Annotated in this window: 15 protein-coding genes, 2 tRNA genes and 1 pseudogene; 7 read left to right on the top strand and 11 right to left on the bottom strand. The window is 67.1% G+C overall.

Annotated elements, in window-relative coordinates:
• From OR37_RS17485 to OR37_RS17465, 5 genes and pseudogenes are all read right to left on the bottom strand, one after another.
• Window positions 1-1,151 (bottom strand): annotated as a pseudogene (locus OR37_RS17485) (hypothetical protein); the annotation flags it as partial.
• 194 nt (window positions 1,152-1,345) lie between these two features.
• Complete coding sequence (locus tag OR37_RS17480) at window positions 1,346-3,280, bottom strand: alpha/beta hydrolase family protein (protein WP_004622865.1); 1,935 nt, start codon at window positions 3,278-3,280, stop codon at window positions 1,346-1,348.
• Between the two features lie 135 nt (window positions 3,281-3,415).
• A complete protein-coding gene (infC, locus tag OR37_RS17475; RefSeq protein WP_004622863.1) occupies window positions 3,416-3,937 on the bottom strand; it encodes a translation initiation factor IF-3 in 522 nt (173 codons plus the stop codon).
• A gap of 193 nt (window positions 3,938-4,130) precedes the next feature.
• Window positions 4,131-5,102, bottom strand: coding sequence for a glycosyltransferase family 9 protein (locus tag OR37_RS17470; protein WP_004622861.1), 972 nt, complete (start codon window positions 5,100-5,102; stop codon window positions 4,131-4,133).
• Window positions 5,099-6,280, bottom strand: a complete 1,182-nt coding sequence (locus OR37_RS17465; protein WP_004622858.1) for a glycosyltransferase family 4 protein — start codon at window positions 6,278-6,280, stop codon at window positions 5,099-5,101. The genes OR37_RS17470 and OR37_RS17465 overlap by 4 nt, the downstream gene beginning before the upstream one ends.
• A gap of 55 nt (window positions 6,281-6,335) precedes the next feature.
• On the opposite strand from OR37_RS17465, the gene OR37_RS17460 reads away from it, so the two are divergent.
• A complete protein-coding gene (locus OR37_RS17460; RefSeq protein ID WP_004622856.1) occupies window positions 6,336-7,208 on the top strand; it encodes an alpha/beta hydrolase in 873 nt (290 codons plus the stop codon).
• A gap of 6 nt (window positions 7,209-7,214) precedes the next feature.
• On the opposite strand, the gene OR37_RS17455 is transcribed toward OR37_RS17460, so the two are convergent.
• On the bottom strand, window positions 7,215-8,075 hold the full coding sequence (locus OR37_RS17455; protein WP_004622854.1) for an SDR family oxidoreductase: 861 nt from the start codon (window positions 8,073-8,075) through the stop codon (window positions 7,215-7,217).
• A gap of 163 nt (window positions 8,076-8,238) precedes the next feature.
• Between OR37_RS17455 and OR37_RS17450 the strand changes: the two genes are divergently transcribed.
• The 5 genes from OR37_RS17450 (at window position 8,239) to OR37_RS17430 (ending at window position 11,648) form a co-directional block, all read left to right on the top strand.
• Window positions 8,239-8,313 (top strand) — tRNA-Gly (locus tag OR37_RS17450).
• A gap of 50 nt (window positions 8,314-8,363) precedes the next feature.
• A tRNA-Gly gene (locus OR37_RS17445) sits at window positions 8,364-8,438 on the top strand.
• 110 nt (window positions 8,439-8,548) lie between these two features.
• On the top strand, window positions 8,549-10,324 hold the full coding sequence (locus tag OR37_RS17440; RefSeq protein ID WP_004622852.1) for a DUF885 domain-containing protein: 1,776 nt from the start codon (window positions 8,549-8,551) through the stop codon (window positions 10,322-10,324).
• A 224-nt stretch (window positions 10,325-10,548) separates the two neighbouring features.
• Complete coding sequence (locus OR37_RS17435; RefSeq protein WP_004622851.1) at window positions 10,549-10,917, top strand: helix-turn-helix domain-containing protein; 369 nt, start codon at window positions 10,549-10,551, stop codon at window positions 10,915-10,917.
• A 53-nt stretch (window positions 10,918-10,970) separates the two neighbouring features.
• The gene (locus tag OR37_RS17430; protein ID WP_054508582.1) at window positions 10,971-11,648 is read left to right on the top strand and encodes a DUF6456 domain-containing protein; all 678 of its coding nucleotides are present in this window, start codon (window positions 10,971-10,973) and stop codon (window positions 11,646-11,648) included.
• 1 nt (window position 11,649) lies between these two features.
• Here OR37_RS17430 and OR37_RS17425 read toward each other — a convergent pair whose 3' ends face one another.
• On the bottom strand, window positions 11,650-12,399 hold the full coding sequence (locus tag OR37_RS17425) for a glucose 1-dehydrogenase (protein ID WP_004622849.1): 750 nt from the start codon (window positions 12,397-12,399) through the stop codon (window positions 11,650-11,652).
• A 193-nt stretch (window positions 12,400-12,592) separates the two neighbouring features.
• Between OR37_RS17425 and OR37_RS21720 the strand changes: the two genes are divergently transcribed.
• Entirely contained in the window at window positions 12,593-13,525 is a 933-nt protein-coding gene (locus OR37_RS21720) for a hypothetical protein (RefSeq protein WP_004622848.1), read from the top strand.
• Window positions 13,526-13,546: 21 nt separating this feature from the next.
• Here OR37_RS21720 and OR37_RS17420 read toward each other — a convergent pair whose 3' ends face one another.
• The 4 genes from OR37_RS17420 to OR37_RS17405 all read right to left on the bottom strand — a co-directional run bounded on the left by OR37_RS17420 (window position 13,547) and on the right by OR37_RS17405 (window position 15,825).
• A complete protein-coding gene (locus OR37_RS17420; RefSeq protein ID WP_004622847.1) occupies window positions 13,547-13,840 on the bottom strand; it encodes an ArsR/SmtB family transcription factor in 294 nt (97 codons plus the stop codon).
• 95 nt (window positions 13,841-13,935) lie between these two features.
• Window positions 13,936-14,385 carry a PA2169 family four-helix-bundle protein gene (locus tag OR37_RS17415; protein ID WP_004622846.1) on the bottom strand — a complete coding sequence of 150 codons (450 nt, stop codon included), beginning with the start codon at window positions 14,383-14,385 and terminating at the stop codon, window positions 13,936-13,938.
• Between the two features lie 59 nt (window positions 14,386-14,444).
• Complete coding sequence (trhO, locus tag OR37_RS17410) at window positions 14,445-15,395, bottom strand: oxygen-dependent tRNA uridine(34) hydroxylase TrhO (protein WP_004622845.1); 951 nt, start codon at window positions 15,393-15,395, stop codon at window positions 14,445-14,447.
• The gene (locus OR37_RS17405; protein WP_004622844.1) at window positions 15,388-15,825 is read right to left on the bottom strand and encodes a SufE family protein; all 438 of its coding nucleotides are present in this window, start codon (window positions 15,823-15,825) and stop codon (window positions 15,388-15,390) included. Before OR37_RS17405 ends, trhO begins: the two co-directional genes overlap by 8 nt.
• Window positions 15,826-15,882 lie beyond the last annotated feature (57 nt).

The raw sequence follows: 15,882 nt of genomic DNA, 5'->3' as shown, positions 1-15,882 counted from the left end.
ACATCCGCCGGCGTAATTTGGCTGTAGGACGAGCCGATTTGGTCGATGTGCTTGGTCTCTGTGTCTATCAGAAAGTAGTCGCCCGCCGTTCGACTGCCTTCCACGTGGATGACAAGCTTCTTCAGGTCTGGAGTCCACGACACCAGAGATACGCTCTGATTGGGAAAGGCGTTACGAAAAGCAGGCCAAACGGCCTTCATCCGAGGCTCTAGAAAATCGTACTCGCGTAGCCCTCCGAGCTTATGGCTGAGGGCCAGGACGACTCCATCCGCGCCCACCAGAGCCCCCTGATCCACAGCGGGGCCCAGATATTCGCCGATCTTGCCGTCGCCGAGCGAGATTGGAGTCGGACGCCAGATTTTTTTGGCGGCGTCCCAGGTGTCGACGATCACCGACTGGCCATCGGGCGATAGCCCGCGCAGCTCCGGAAACTTGAGTGTATCTGTGGCGGTGAAGACGTCTGTCCAGGCGCCGTTGCGACGCAGAGCAAGCGTCCAGGTCGCGTTGTCGCGCGTCCTGCTTTCCTTGTAGCTAGCCTTGGCCAGGACGGCGCCGTTCGACTTGGCGAGATAGTCGTAGGTGGTGCTGTCGCCCATCACGATGCGCGAAGCGATGCCCGTGTCGAGGTCGATCTTGTAGAGATCCAGGTGGCTCCCGCCGTCCTGCATATTGTTGACGACCGTGGCCAACAGCGGCGCTATCAACACTGACTTGGCGCCGTCGTGGGCTGGCTGGATACGGCCGCCGATCGTGTTCAGAACGCTGTCCATCGCCTTGGTCGGCAGTTGGACAAACGCGCCCGTGCGGGCGTTGAGGCTGGCGGCTTGGAAGGCTTCGTGGGTGTAGGAAACGCCATCAATGCTATCGGTCCGCGAGACCTCGATGATCACGTGGTCCCGGTCCGCCCAGGTCAAGGCGCGGATCTTGGTGAATGGGACAACGGCCGAGGCCAGAACCGGTCCGTTGATCGACTTGACGACCACCATGCGCTGACCCTGGATCGTCGCCGCCAGGGCGAAAGCGGTTCCGTCGGGGGAGATCGCGACCTCGGATAGCGAGGGCAGGCGGCCATACGCCTCTAGCGGCGCGGCGGCCATCGCCGCGCCGCTCAAGCTGGTCGCCGCCAAGAGCGCCGCCAAGGTCCTGATCATCAAGCCCATTGCTCTTCAAATCCCCGCGTTTCATCAGCCAAGCTTGGGCCGATAGGTCACGGCTTGCGCCAGCCTGTTCATGTCCTGGGTTCGTGAACTTCGTTTGGCCGCGGCCCCTCGCCCCTGTCGGTCAGACTACCAAGGCGCACATCCCTGTCGAGGCACAGCTTTCGGTTTTTTTTGGAGAGTGTCGCCTAGTCGGGCGGGTTGTTCTTCTCGACGAAGGCGACGGTCTCGGTCAGCATTTTCAGGCGGGTGGCGCCGCGCGAGAGCCAGTGGTCCTCGCCGTCCAGGGTGACGAAGCTGACCGGCTTGCCGGCTTTCTTCATGGCGTCGGCCATGGTCTGGCTCTGGTCGTAGCGGACCACGGTGTCGTCCTTGCCGTGGATCAGCAGCAGCGGAATTTCGACCTTGTCGGCCAGCTTGGCGGGCGAGAGAGCCGCGAGGTCCGGATCCTTGATCCCCTCGGCGCCCATGAAGCGCAGCCAATAGCGTTGCGAGGACGAGGCCTCGCCATTGTGGGCCTCGCGCACCGACAGCAGCATCTTCTTGAGGTCGGATGGGCCGGCGACCGACACCGCGCAGCGATAGACGCCGCGATCCAGCGTGGCGCCGGCCAGGGCCGCGTAACCGCCATAGCTGGCGCCGACGATGCAGACGCGCTTGGGATCGATCGTTCCCTCCTTGGCCAGCCAGCGGACGCCGTCCGACAGGTCGGTCTGCATCTTCTTGCCCCACTCGCCGAAGCCGGCCTTGACGAAGTCCCAGCCAAACCCCTCGGACCCTCGGAAGTTGGGCTGCAGCACCGCGTAGCCGCGCGAGGCCAGGGCCTGGCTCCACCAGTCGAAGCCGGGCGCGTCGCGGCCTTCCGGCCCGCCGTGCGGCAGCACGATCAGCGGCAGGTTCTTGGGATCCCTGCCGCGCGGCAGGGTCAGGTAGCCGCTGATCTCCAGGCCGTCGGCGGCCTTGTATTTGATCGATCGGACGGGGGAGATCAGTTCGGGGGCGAGGTTCTTGTAGACCTGGACCAGGAACTCGGCCTTGCGGGCGTCAAGATCGACCAGGGCGTAGGCGGGGCCCTCGGTCGCGGAATCGGCCAGGACCACCACCTTGCGCCGGTTCTGGGACCACGACGACAGACTGATGCGCTCCGAGCCGAACGCCTTGGCCACGGCGTTCCAGGTCTTTTGAGCTTCCGGATCGAAGAAGGTGTATTTGAGATCGTCGCCCTCGAGCTTGTAGCCGCCCAGAAGCGCCAGGGTCTGAGGGTCATGGATAAGGCCCGACAGATCAATGTCGCTGGGCAGATCCGCGCGCTGGCCGTCCGCGCGATATTCGCGCAGAAGGTCGTTGTTCTTCTCGTCGGTGCGCCAGACCAGGATCGTTTGGCCGTCACGGCCGAAGCCCGAGAGACCATACGAACCCATGGGGGCCTGGGCCTCGTCGACCTTTCGCCAGTTCATCCCGGTGCGGATCTTCAATCCCCAGCGGCCGGAGTTTTGATTGTACAGCGACTGGGCGACGGCTTGTCCCGAGGCGTCGACCAGCCAGCCGTCGGTGTCATTCTCGGACCCGAAATCCAGCATCCGCGTCGTCTGCTTGTCGAGATCGATGCGATACAGCGTGTTACGGCCGTAGTTGTTGACGAAGTGAACGCCTTCCACGAAGGCGAACGGCCGTCCATCGATCATCCGCACCATCGGCCAATCGAGAATGACGTTCATCGATTCGGCTTGGTTGCGCAGCAGGCCGGTCTGCTGGCCAGTCGCGACATTGTAATCCAGCGCCATCAGGTATTCGCGCGAGCGGCCCAGCACGCCGCGGACCTCGGCGGTTCTCGAAGACACCACCAGCAGGTGATCGCGACCCGCCCACTCGACGCCGCGCAGCTTCATCGCGCCGGCATAGATGGTCTTGAGAATTGAACCGCCGATCTGCCGGATGACGACAAAACGTTCGTCGCCATTGGTCGCGACGAAGGCCAGTTTCGTTCCATCGGGCGAGATCTCGACGCTCTCGACGGACGGCAGCTGGCCGTAGATCGCCAGGTCCGGCTTGGCGGCGGCCTGGGCCGTTCCGCACAGCAACGCAAAGCAGGCCGCGCTCGCGGCGATCAAGGTCTTGAACACGCAGGAATCCCCCAGCCCCTCTAAACTCTACCAGAGAGTGCGAAGCTGTCGAGCGCTTGCGGAGCGGGATTTGGAAAACAAAACGCCCCGGTCGCGATGACCGGGGCGCTTGCTGTTCGTCCGGATTGACAGAGCCTAGCGCGGGGCCAGGATCATGATCATCTGCCGGCCTTCCATGCGCGGCTCGTACTCGACCTTGGCCACTTCGTCGAAGTCGGCCTTGACCTTGAGCAGCAGCTTCATGCCGAGTTCCGGGTGGGCCATTTCGCGGCCGCGGAAGCGCAGGGTGACCTTGACCTTGTCGCCTTCCTCGAAGAAGCGGTGCATCGACTTGGCCTTCACTTCGTAGTCGTGAATGTCGATGTTCGGGCGGAGCTTGATTTCCTTGAGCTCGACGACCTTTTGCCGCTTGCGCGCCTCGTTCTTCTTCTTCTGCTCCTGGAACTTGAACTTGCCGTAGTCCAGGATCTTGCAGACGGGAGGATTGGCGTTCGGAACGATTTCCACCAGGTCCAGGCCGGCTTCCTCGGCCGCTTCCAGGGCGGCGGACGTCGGCATCTCGCCTTGCTTTTCGCCGTTCTGGTCGATCAGCAGGACGCGGGGGACGCGGATTTCATCGTTGATACGCGGCCCATCCTTGACGGGCGGCGTTTGCATAGGACGGCGAATAGGGGCGGCTCCGAGGCAGTTGACAGGAATATAGCTGAACGCGTGCGCGCCGCGCTGGGCGCGCCGCGAGAACCCGATATATGACGCGCCGACCGCGTCGTATCAAGCGAAGGCTCTCGGAGAGACGGTCTCCGGGGCTAGTTTTTTCCATCCAGGCGCGCGAAGCGGCGCTTGGCGCGCCTCAGCGCGGCAGCAGGGCCACCGCCGCGCTGGCCACGGTGCTGACGGGCAGGGCCTTCAGGTCCGGTGAGCGGATCACCGCCACATGGCCGCGCGGACCGCACAGGTCGGGGTCCGAGGCGTCCGAGAAAAGGGCGATGGTCGGCGCGCCGGCGGCGGCCAGCAGGTGGGTCGGACCGGTGTCGTTGCCCACGGCCAGGGCCGCCTTGGCGCCCAGCACCGCCAGCTGCGCGAAGTCGGTGCGGCCGGTCAGGTCGCGCGCCCCGCCGACGGCCTTCTGGATTTGGCGGGCCATGGCGCTTTCCTGCGGCCCGCCGATAATCACGATATCCAGCCCGCGCGCCTTCAGTAGCGAACCCAGCTGCGCGTAGCATTCGACCGGCCAGCGCTTCTCGGGCCGGTGGGCCGAGCCGCCGGGCACGAACAGGACATAGGGCTTGGGCGCGGCGGCGCCGGCGACGGGGCGTGGCTCCTTGTGCTTGCGCAGGATCCACGACAGGTCCGGCGGCGGGGCGCTGCCCGGCTCGGTCGGCGCGTCCGGCCAGATCCCCGCCGCGCGCAGCTGATCGGCCTGCCGCTCCAGCGTATGCATCCGCAGCCGGGCCTGCCCCCTCTGGGGCAGGGCGCAGCCGACCGCGATGCCGTTCCACTGCGGCGGGAAGGGGCGCAGCAGCTGGAAGTACCAGTTGGTGCGGCTATTGGTCTGCAGGTCGTAGATCCGGTCGTAGCGCGCCTTGCGGATGCGGCCGATCATGGCCAGCGTCTCGCCGAAGTCGCTGGGCCGACCATCGGTCTCGACGGCGTTGAAATAGGGGCTGAGCTTGGCCAGGGCCTCGAAGGGCGGGGTGGTCAGGAGCGTGATCTTGGCCTTGGGGTGGGCCGCGCGGATCTTCTTCATCGCGGCCAGCGCCAGGACGAAGTCGCCCAGGGCGCCCAGCTTGATCACCAGGACCTTCTTGATCTCCTTGCTCAAGACGAACGCTCCGCAACTCGGGCCCGCAACACGCGCGCATAGACCTTGAGCGTCGCTTCGCACATCGCGTCCACGGAATACAACCGTCGAGCACGTGTTCTGGCCGTCAGGCCCATGGTTTGCCGGCCGGCCGCGCCGGTGTCGCCCGCCCGCGACAGGGCGTCGGCCCAGGCCTCGGCGTCGCCCGGCTTGACCAGCCAGCCCGTCTCGCCGGGCAGCACGGTCTCGCGAGCGGCCCCATGGTCGGCGGCGATCACCGGCCGGGCCATGATCTGCGGTTCCACCGCCGTGCGGCCGAAGGCCTCGGGCTCCAGCGATGGGGCGACGGCCACGTCCGCCAGCAAATAGGCAGCCGGCATGTCGTCGCAATGGCCGACCAGCTTGACCGCGTCTTCCAGGCCGGCCTCGGCGATGGCGGCGGTCAGCTCCGCCCGATAGCCCTTGCGGCCCTGGTCGTCCCCGGCCAGCAACAGCAGCACCCGGTCCTCGCCGCGCGCCTTCAGGATCTTCATGGCCTCGACCATCAGGCCCTGGCCCTTCCAGCGGGTGAGCCGGCCGGCCAACAACACCTTCAGCCGCCGCTCGCCATCGGCCACGCCCCAGGCCTTGCGCAGCGCCTCGACGCGGTCGGCCCCGACCACGCCCGGCTCGAAGCGCGACAGGTCGACGCCGCGCGGGATCGCCACTACCTTGTCGGGCGCGATGTCGTGCTCGCGAATGACGTGGTCGCGCGTGTACTCGGAATTGGCGATGACCAGATCGCCCTTGGTCATGACCGCGTTGTACCAGCGCTTGAGATTGGATCTGGCGTTGTAGACGCCGTGATAGGTCGCCACGAACGGCGTCCCCGTCGCGTGCGCCGCCCACAGGGCGCTGAAGGCCGGCGCGCGCGAGCGGGCGTGGACCAGGCTGACCTTCTCGCGCCGGATCAGGTCGATCAGCCGCGCGGCGTTGCCCAGCATGACCAGGGGGTTCTTGGACTGAGCCGGCATCTGGGCCAGGCGGCCGCCGTCGGCTTCCAGGCGCGAGGCCATGCGGCCGCCCCGGGTCGCGACCAGCGCCTTGCCGCCTTGCGCCACGACCGCGTGGGCGACATCAATCGTCGTCTGTTCCGCCCCGCCGGTTTCCAGTTCGGGGGTGACCTGAAGCAGGGTGAAATCGGCGGGCAGGTCGGGCACATCACTCTCGGCGAAATGAACGCGTTTTAGTTAGCGAAAGGAACGAGGCGACGCCATGACCGAATCCCGGGGCGCCCTGCCGCGCGAAGACGGCTCCAACCTCGCCTTCCGCCGGGTGGAGGGCGAGGGACCAACGGTCGTCTGGCTCGGGGGTTTCCACAGCGACATGACCGGGACCAAGGCCGAGGTCCTGGCCGAGCAGGCCAAGGCGACGGGCGGGGCCTATGTGCGCTTCGACTATTTCGGCCACGGCGAGTCGGATGGTCAGTTCAAGGACGGAACCATCAGCCGCTGGCGCGCGGACGCCCTGGCGGTGATCGACGCGCTCACCGACGGCCCGCTGGTGCTGGTCGGCTCGTCCATGGGGGGCTGGCTGGCGTGTCTGGCGGCGATCGCGCGGCCGGACCGGGTCAAGGCCCTGGTGCTGATCGCGCCGGCGCCGGACTTCACCGAGAAGCTGATGGCGCCCGAGTTGTCGGACGAGGCCAAGGCGGCCATCGCCCGCGACGGCTTCTGGATCCGGCCTTCGGAATACGACGACGGCGGCTATCCGATCACGCGGGCCTTGCTGGAGGACGGCGCGCGGTGGTCGATCCTGCCCGGGCCCGTGCCGATCGACGTTCCGGTCCGCGTGCTGCAGGGCGGGGCCGATCCGGACGTGCCGTGGACCCACGCGCTGGAACTGGCCAACGCGCTGACGTCCGACGACGTCGTCTTCAGCCTGATCAAGGACGGCGACCACAGGCTGTCGCGTCCCCAGGACCTGGAACGCCTGGTCGCGGCGGTGGCCGAGGCGCGAGGTTTGGCCGAGCCGGAGGAGGGCGATCTGGTGAGCCGCCGCCTGGCACGCGCCGCGCGCCTGCGCAACGCGGCCGGTCTGGACGCGGTCGGGATCACGCCAAGGCTGCCGGCGATCGACGACGAGTAGGGGCTCCTAACCCCCCGCCTCCAGCACCGCCGCCAGCCCCTCGCGATAGGTCGGATAGGTCGGCCGCCAGCCCAGCTCCGCCTTGGCCAGGGCGTTCGAGACGCGCTTGTTCTCGGCGTAGAAGCGGCGGGTGGCCGGCGACAGGCCCAGTTCGTTGAAGGGCAGGTCCGGCGGAACCGGGACGCCCAGCAGGCGGGCAGCGTATTCCATCACGTCCTGCGGCGGCGAGGGTTTGTCGTCGACCAGATTGTAGACGCCGCCGGCGCGCGGGCGGTCCAGCGAGGCCAGCAGACCCGAGACGATGTCGTCGACATGGATGCGGCTGAACACCTGGCCGGGCTTGACGATGCGCCGCCCCTCGCCGGCGCGCAGGCGGTCCAGGGCGCTGCGGCCGGGGCCGTAGATGCCGGGCAGGCGGAACACGGCGACCGTCAGGCCCATGCCGGCGCCCACCTGGCGCCAGTCGCGCTCGGCCCCGACCCGACGCGCGCCCTCGATCGACTGGGCCTTCAGCGGCGAGGTCTCGAACACCCAGCGGCCCTCGAAATCGCCATAGACCCCGGTGGTGGACAGATAGCCGATCCAGTCGGGGAAGGCCTCGGCCTGGGCCAAGGCGGGAACCAGGGCGTCGAGCGCCGGGCAACCCTCGGGACCGGGCGGGGCGGTGATCAGGACGGCGTTCACGCCGGCCAGGGCGGCGGCCATGGCCTCGCGGTCGCGCGGATCGGCCGGCGTGATTCCCTGGGCGCGCAACCGCTCGGCCTGACCCTCGTCCCGCGCCGTGGCGGCGATCTCCCAGCCGCGCGCGCGCAAGGCGCGGGCGAACGCCGCGCCGACATAGCCCAGACCGAACACGAAAAGACGCAACGCTTGGAACTCCGCCCCCAGGGAAAAAGCCGATCGAAACCCGTCCGGATCAAGCCTCCGAAAAAACCCGCTTCGCAACCCCTCAAAGGGCGCTTGCAAAGCGCGAAGCGCTCTGCCATAAGCCGCCTCCTCGTCGCGGGGCGCTCTTCGAAGCCCCTCCGATGCGGGCGTAGCTCAGTGGTAGAGCGCCACCTTGCCAAGGTGGATGTCGAGAGTTCGAATCTCTTCGCCCGCTCCATTCCTCCCGGTCTTCGGGATGCGTGGATGAGACCATATCTCGCGAATAGCGCGGGCGTAGCTCAGTGGTAGAGCGCCACCTTGCCAAGGTGGATGTCGAGAGTTCGAATCTCTTCGCCCGCTCCATTCTCGGTTTCTTCCCGAATATTGGACGCCTTACGACGACCGGTCACGCGACCGGCTGCTGTCGATTCGGCTGTCGCGAGACCGGTGACGTTCGCCTAAGCTCCTCGTCCATGACTCACCTCCGCTCCTGGCGCGCCGGTCTGGCCGGCGCTTGCATCGGCGTTTCCCTGGCCGTGCTGGCCGCTTCGGCGGCTTGGGCTTCGCCTTCCGACACCCTGACGGGCCTCGTGGCGCGCTACGAGGCGCTGGGCGATCCGGGCGAGGATCCGGATTCCGGCGGCGCGGCCGACGCCCGCTGGCGTCTGCCCGACGTCTCGCCGGCCGCCGACGCCGACCGCGCGGCGAGGCTGAAAACCATCCAGGCCGAACTCACGGCCATGGGAAGCAAGGGCCTGTCCGACGAGGAGCGGCTGACCCGCGATCTCCTGCTCTACAGCCTGAAAGACCGAATCGAGGCCGCGGCCTTCGACGAGGCGCGGATGCCGTTCAGCAGCGACGGCGGCTTCGACGTGATGATGCTGTACCGCGCCAGCGGCATGACCTTGAAGACCGAGGCCGAGGCCCGGCGTTGGATCGGCCTGCTGAACGCCATGCCCGGCTGGTACGCGGCCAATATCGACAACGCCCGGCGGGGCGTGAAGACCGGCTTCGTCCAGGCCGCGCCGACCGCCCAGGCGGTGCTCGAACGCGCCCAGCGCGCGGCCGCCACGCCGCTGGCCGACGATCCGCTGCTGGCGCCGCTGCGCGCCCTGCCGGCGGGCCTGGCCAACCGCGCCGCCCTGATCGCCGAGGGCGAGAAGGCCGTGACCGACAAGGTCGCGCCGGCCCGCGCCGGCTTCGTCACGTTCATGGCCGAGGAGTACGTCCCCCACGCCGCCAAGAGCCTGGCCGCCTCGGACCTGCCGGACGGTCGGCGCTATTACGCCTTCCTCGTGCGCCGCCACACGACCACCGAGATGACGCCCGACCAGATCCACCAGCTGGGCCTGTCGGAAGTGGCCCGCATCCGCGCCCGGATGCGCGACGCGATGAAGGCCGCCGGTTTCCAGGGCGATCTTCCGGCCTTCATCGCCATGTTGCGCAAGGATCCGCGCTTCTACGCCACCAGCCGTCAGCAGCTGCTGGAAAAGTCCAGCGAGATCGCCAAGCGCGCCGACGATCAGCTGCCGGCCCACTTTGGCGTCCTGCCGCGCCTGACCTATGGCGTGCGGCCGGTGCCGGCCAGCATCGAGAAGGGCTACACCACCGGCCGCTATTTCGGCGGCGACCCCAAGGTCGGCCGGGCCGGCGGGCTGATGATCAACACCTCCGAGCTGGACCAGCGGCCGCTGTACGAACTGCCGGCCCTGGTGCTGCACGAGGGCGCGCCCGGCCACCACATCCAGACCTCGCTGGCCCAGGAGCAGACCGGCGTGCCGGCCTTCCGCCAGACCCTCTATTTCAACGCCTATGGCGAGGGCTGGGGGCTCTATTCGGAGTGGCTGGGCGAGGAGATGGGGATCTATCGCGACCCCTACGAGCTGTTCGGCCGCCTGTCCTACGAGATGTGGCGCGCCTGCCGCCTAGTGGCCGATACCGGAATGCACTGGAAGGGCTGGACCCTGGACCAGGCCCGCGCCTGCTTCACCGACAACACCGCCCTGTCGCCGGTCAATATCGAGGTCGAGCTGAAGCGCTACGTCTCCTGGCCGGGCCAGGCCCTGGCCTACAAGGTCGGCGAGCTGAAGCTGCTGGAGCTGCGCCATCGGGCGGAAGCCAAGCTGGGCGATCGGTTCGACGAGCGGGCCTTCCACGACGCGGTGCTGCTGCACGGCTCGCTCCCGCTGTCGCTGCTGGAGACCCGCATTGACGCCTGGATCGCCGAACAGGGCGGCAAGGCCCGGTGAGCCGGGCCACGGTCTCGCGACCGTGTCGATTCGGTCCGCCGCCTCCTGGGGCGCGACGGCCTCTATGCCCGTCCCGGCTTGGGCGTAAGGCGAGCGATGCGGGGTTAAATCAAAGCCTTAGTCACCCGAGGCATGTCGAGGATAGGAATATCTTCCTCTGTCTGGGAAAATAAACCTATAGTGGCGCCAACCGGGAATACTCGCTGCCCGGAGGAGAGGACGCCATGCTGGTTCAAGCCCTTGAGGACATCTGGGCGGTCACGCCCGATCCCCGACGCGACCGCCTGACGGTCGGCTTCGTCACCCATCTCGTTTCCCTGGCCACCGGCGTGCCGGCCGGCGAGATCAACGCGCCCAAGCGGGTCTCCAACACCGCCGTCCGCGCCCGGCAACTGGCCATCTATCTGACCCACATCACGTTCCACTGGTCGCTGAACCGGGTGGCCTATGCGTTCGGCCGCGACCGCACCACCTGCGGCCACGCCTGCCGCAAGATCGAGGACCTGCGCGAGGACGCCGCCTTCGATCGCCGGCTCGCCGAGCTGGAGGCGTGCCTGCGCCAGGCGCCGATCCATGTCGAGGACCTGCCGTGAGCGCCGCCGCCTTCGAGGCCGAGCTGGAGGCGCGTCGCCAGGCCGAGCGCGCGATGCGGCTGCTGGCGCGCCCCGGGGCCGTGATCGAGGCGCGGGAGACCGGCTACGGCGTGCGCCTGGGCGCTAACCGCCGGCGCGCGGTGATGCTGAGCCTGGACGAGGCGGCCTTCCGGGTCCTGGCCCGCGAGGCGACGCTGAAGCCGCGCGCGCAGGGCGGCTGGACCTTGGTGGCGCGGCCCGAGCCGACGGTCCCGCCCCCGCCGCCCGGGCGGCCCGGCGTGATCGAGGAAACGGTGGCCGCCCCGGCGGGCGAGGGGACCGCGCGGCGCAATCTGGGAGAATCGCCGATCGCCTGGCTGGCCCGCCGACGCGACCGGGAAGGCCGTCCGTGGCTGACCCCGATCGAGGCGGCGGCCGGCGAACGCCTGCGCGAGGATTTCGAGAGCCTGGGAACCCAGGGCCGGATGACCATGGCCTGGGACGCGGGGCCGCGCGTGGAGGGCGGGCGGCCCGGCCTGGCGCCGGCCGAACGCGACACCGCGGCGCGCCAGCGGATCGCCAAGGCCCTGGACGCCGTGGGGCCTGGCCTGCGCGGCATCCTCGAAAACGTCTGCCTGCTGGGCTCGGCCCTGGAGACGGCCGAGCGGTCGCTGAAGCTGCCGCGCCGGGCCGGCAAGACGGTCCTGAAACTCGCCTTGCAGAGCCTGGCGCGGCACTACCGGATGGTTTGAGTTAGCGGGCGCCGCCCGACACGGCGATGATCTCGCCGGTGATCCAGCCGCTGTCGGGCGAGGCCAGGAAGGCGGCGACCGAGGCGATGTCGGACGGCTGGCCCATGCGGCCCAGCGGCGTCATGGCGACCAGGCCGGCCTCCATCTCGCTACCGATCATGCCCATGGCGTGGGTGCCCTCGGTCTCGACGGCGCCGGGCGAGATGGCGTTGACGCGGATCTTGCGCGGCGCCAGCTCCTTGGCCAGCACGCGGGTGATCGAGTCCACCGAGGCCTTGGTCGCCGTGTAGATCGACGACTCCGGCATATCCAGCGTGGTCACGATCGAGCTGATGTTGATGATGTTTCCGCCGTCCGGGCCAAAGCGGCGCGCGGCTTCCTGGCTCGCCAGAAGGACGCCCAGCACATTGGTGTCGAACTGGCGGCGATACTCGGCCTCGGTCACGTCGTTCAGCGCCCGGAAGGCGTAGACGCCGGCGTTGTTGACCAGGATGTCGACGCCCCCGAAGGCCTTCTGGGTCTCGTCGAACAGCCGCGCGACGTCCGCGCCCTGGGCCACGTCGCCCTGGACGGCGATGGCCTTGCCGCCGGCCGCGACGATCTCGGCGACCACCTTGTCGGCGCCCTCGCGGCTGGAGGCGTAATTGACTGCCACCGCCGCGCCCTCGGCGGCCAGCGCCTTGGCGATCGCGGCCCCGATACCCTTCGACGCGCCCGTCACCACGGCGGTCTTGCCCGTAAGCTTGCTCATTGTCTCTCTCCGTTCGGCCGACTGTGGCGAACGGTTAGATATTTAGACAATCGTCGAATTGATTGAAGGGGCGGGGGCGGAATTTCTGGGCTGGAGCTAGCGTTTTGGGATTGGGGCTCACTCGGAAGCAGGCTGGTGTTGCAGTTAGCATTCATTCGGGCGTGATATCGCCATTCGTCTTCGGGAGGCTTCCGTGCCTTGCTTCATCCGCGCCGTGAGTCCACAGAATATGGAAGAGGCTTGGTATATTGATGATGAGATTGCCTACGACATCCTAAATCGCAACGGATTGGCACGTGAGTTTCGAGCGCGTCCAGGTGAGACTGCTCTTGATCGTATGCGGGCAGAAACACCTTGGTTTGAAGACGGAGATCCATTCCATCCAACCCGTCTAGAAATGGGCCAATTCTATAGGCGCATTGCCCGCCCCCTATTTGGAGCGCGCGATGGTGATCGTTCGTGGTGTCCAAGTTTAAACCTGGAGCCTGTGGTTGTGGCTGGCTCACATGGACAAGCTTTATCTTTACTTAGGCAACTTGAGAGGATTTGCCAGACTGTTCATCCTTGTCCTAAAAATCTCTGCACTTTTGGTCACGATATAAGAAACTTGCTTATACTTGCGTGTACTGAAGTGGAGGCTCAATGGCGTGGTGTTCTGACATCTAACGGTGCCCAGAAGAAATCGTTCAGTACAAAAGAATATGTGAATTTGGCTAATATTATGCGGCTTCGTGAGTTTGCCGTCAGTTTTCCCTCCTTTCCCGAATTGGAGCCAATATACCCTTTTAAGGGTTGGGGATTGGGTTCTAACCCTACCGCCGATCTGCTGTGGTATGCTGATTATAATGCTGTTAAGCACAATCGAGAGCAGGAATTCGAACGCGCAAATCTGGATGGCGTATTTCAAGCATTGAGTGCTGTTGCGGTGATGTTAGTGGCCCAATATGGGGAATATGGTCTCGGATATAGGTCTGATCTTTCTCGATTTTTTATAATATCACAGAAGCCAACTTGGCCATCTTTCGAATCTTACATTCCGAACCAAAGTCTATCTATCAGCAATTGGAGTCATGACCTTTTCGCGCCAATTAATCATTCGGACCTTGAAGTTCTAAAGGACAAGTAGAGCTGCTTAGCCGCTTCCCCCTCAAATCTCCCCCAGCCGCGCCAGGTACGCGTTCAGCACGTCCCGCTGGAGCGTCAGATAGGCGAACTTCCCCTGGCGGTTGATCTGGATCAGGCCGGCGGTTTCCAGTTCCTTCAGGTGGTGGGACATGGTCGCCGGGGTGATCTCGTAGCTTTCCAGCAGACCGCTGCACGCGCAGGGCGCCGACTGGGCGCCGACGTCCTTGAGGATCTGGCGGCGGCGGGGCTCGGCCAGGGCCTTGGAGATCAGGTTCACCTGACGCTCGTCGAGAACCATGCGGGGCGCGTGTTCCATGGTCCTCATATGCGGTGTCGCGGCGCGCGACGCAAACGGTCGCGAAAAGGGCGGGACCTCGCGGTCCCGCCCGTCGTAGATTCCGCGCGGCGCGCTTAGTGCTTGAGGGTGTGCTTGATGTCGCGCATCTGGTCGTGGCCTTCCTTGACCGAGGCCCAGGCCTTTTCGATCACGGCGCGGGTCTGGGGCTGGACGTCGCCGTCTTGCAGGGCCTTTTCGTACTTGGCCTTGATGTGGTCCTCGCCGGCCTCGACCTCGTTGATCACGGCCTCGTCGCCCTTGGTCATGGCGTCCTTCAGATTGACGAACACGCGGTGGGCGGCGGCCAGCATCGTGCCGTCGTCCTTGGCCTCGCCGCCCAGGCGGCGGACCTCGTCCTGCAGTTCCGAGGCGATCGAGCGGCGCTCTTGGGCGCGGCGCTGGAAGAGTTCCTTGTAGCGGGCGCCGTCGGCGTCCTTGGCGGCGGTCTCATAGCCGTCGGCGCTGTCGATGGTGGTCTCGACCAGGCCGTTGACGAGCTTGATGTGGTCTTCGTTCGTGTGCATCGCGGGGCGCTCTCTCTTGGGGAGGGGAGCCGGGTCAACGCGAGGCCGCGGCGATGGGTTCAGCTTGACCGCGAAGGTAATTTCGCGCCGACGTGGTCGATGCCCAGCGCCTCGCAATGCAGGGCCTGGCGGTGGCGTTCGGCGGCGCGGGCCTTCTGGTCGTCGGTGCGCTGGTCGTGGCAGGCGGGGCAGGAGACGCCCTCGACATAGAGGCTGGAGGCCTGGCCCTCCGGCGAGACCGGCGCCCGGCAGCCCCGGCACAGCACGTGGGTCCCGGCCGACAGGCCGTGGCCGACCGCGACCCGCTCGTCGAACACGAAGCATTCGCCGCGCCACAGGCTCTCCGGCTCCGGAACCTGTTCCAGATAGTCGAGCACGCCGCCCTTCAGGTGGAAGACCTGCTCGACGCCCTCGGCCTTCAGGAAGGCGGTCGACTTCTCGCAGCGGATGCCGCCGGTGCAGAACATGGCCACCTTCAGCGGCGGGGCGTCGGGGCCGCGCTCGGCCTCGACGGTCTCGCGCCAGTCGCGGAACCAGGCGGGGAAGTCCGAGAAGCTGGCGGTCTTGGGGTCGATCGCGCCCTCGAACGTGCCGACGGCGACCTCGTAGGCGTTGCGGGTGTCGATGACCACGACGTCGGGATCGCTGATCAGGGCGTTCCAGTCGGCGGGCGCGACATAGGTCCCCGCGTCGGTCGGGTCCAGGTCGGGCTCGCCCAGGGTGACGATCTCCTTCTTCAGCCGCACCTTCATGCGGTGGAAGGGCGTCCGCTCGGCCCAGGCGGTCTTGGGCGACAGGTCGGCGCAGCCGGGCAGGGCGCGGATGTGGTCCAGCACCGCCGCGATGGCGGCGTCCTCGCCGGCGATCGTGCCGTTGATCCCCTCGCGGGCCAGCAGCAGGGTGCCCTTGACGCCCAGGCGGTCGCAGAGGGCGGCCAGCGGTCCCTGGATCGCCGCCGGGTCTTCGAACCGCGTGAAGCGGTACAGCGCCGCGACGCGATAGCTAGCCAAGGGCGGACTTCGCGTCGTGCTGGATGCGGGCGACCATCGACTTCAGGCCGTTGGAGCGCTGCGAGGACAGGGCGCCCGAGAGGCCCAGCCGGTCCATCGCGCCCTTGGCGTCGAAGGCGACGATGTCGGCCGGCGCGCGGCCCGAATAGAGGCGCAGCATGATGGCCACCAGGCCGCTGACGATGTGGGCGTCGCTGTCGCCCCGGAACTTCAGCGTTCCGTCGGCCTGGGGTTCGGTGACCAGCCACACCTGGCTGGCGCAGCCGCGCACCTTGTTCTCCTCCGAGCGCTCGGCGTCGGTCAGGGGCGCGAGGTCCTTACCCAGCTCGATCACGTAGCGATAGCGCTCTTCCCAGTCGCCCAGCAACTCGAACTCGTCGGCGAGGTCGTTCAGGGCGGTGTCGATGGCGCCAGGGGAGGAAGTGCTCATGGCGGCCAATTAGGGGGCCGCCCGCGGCTTGTCGAGGGGGAGGGCGGTCCGGCTCCC

The sequence above is a fragment of the Caulobacter vibrioides OR37 genome, from assembly GCF_000372645.1.
GTDB classification, from domain to species: domain Bacteria; phylum Pseudomonadota; class Alphaproteobacteria; order Caulobacterales; family Caulobacteraceae; genus Caulobacter; species Caulobacter vibrioides_E.
This window is presented reverse-complemented; position numbering and strand designations above follow the sequence as displayed.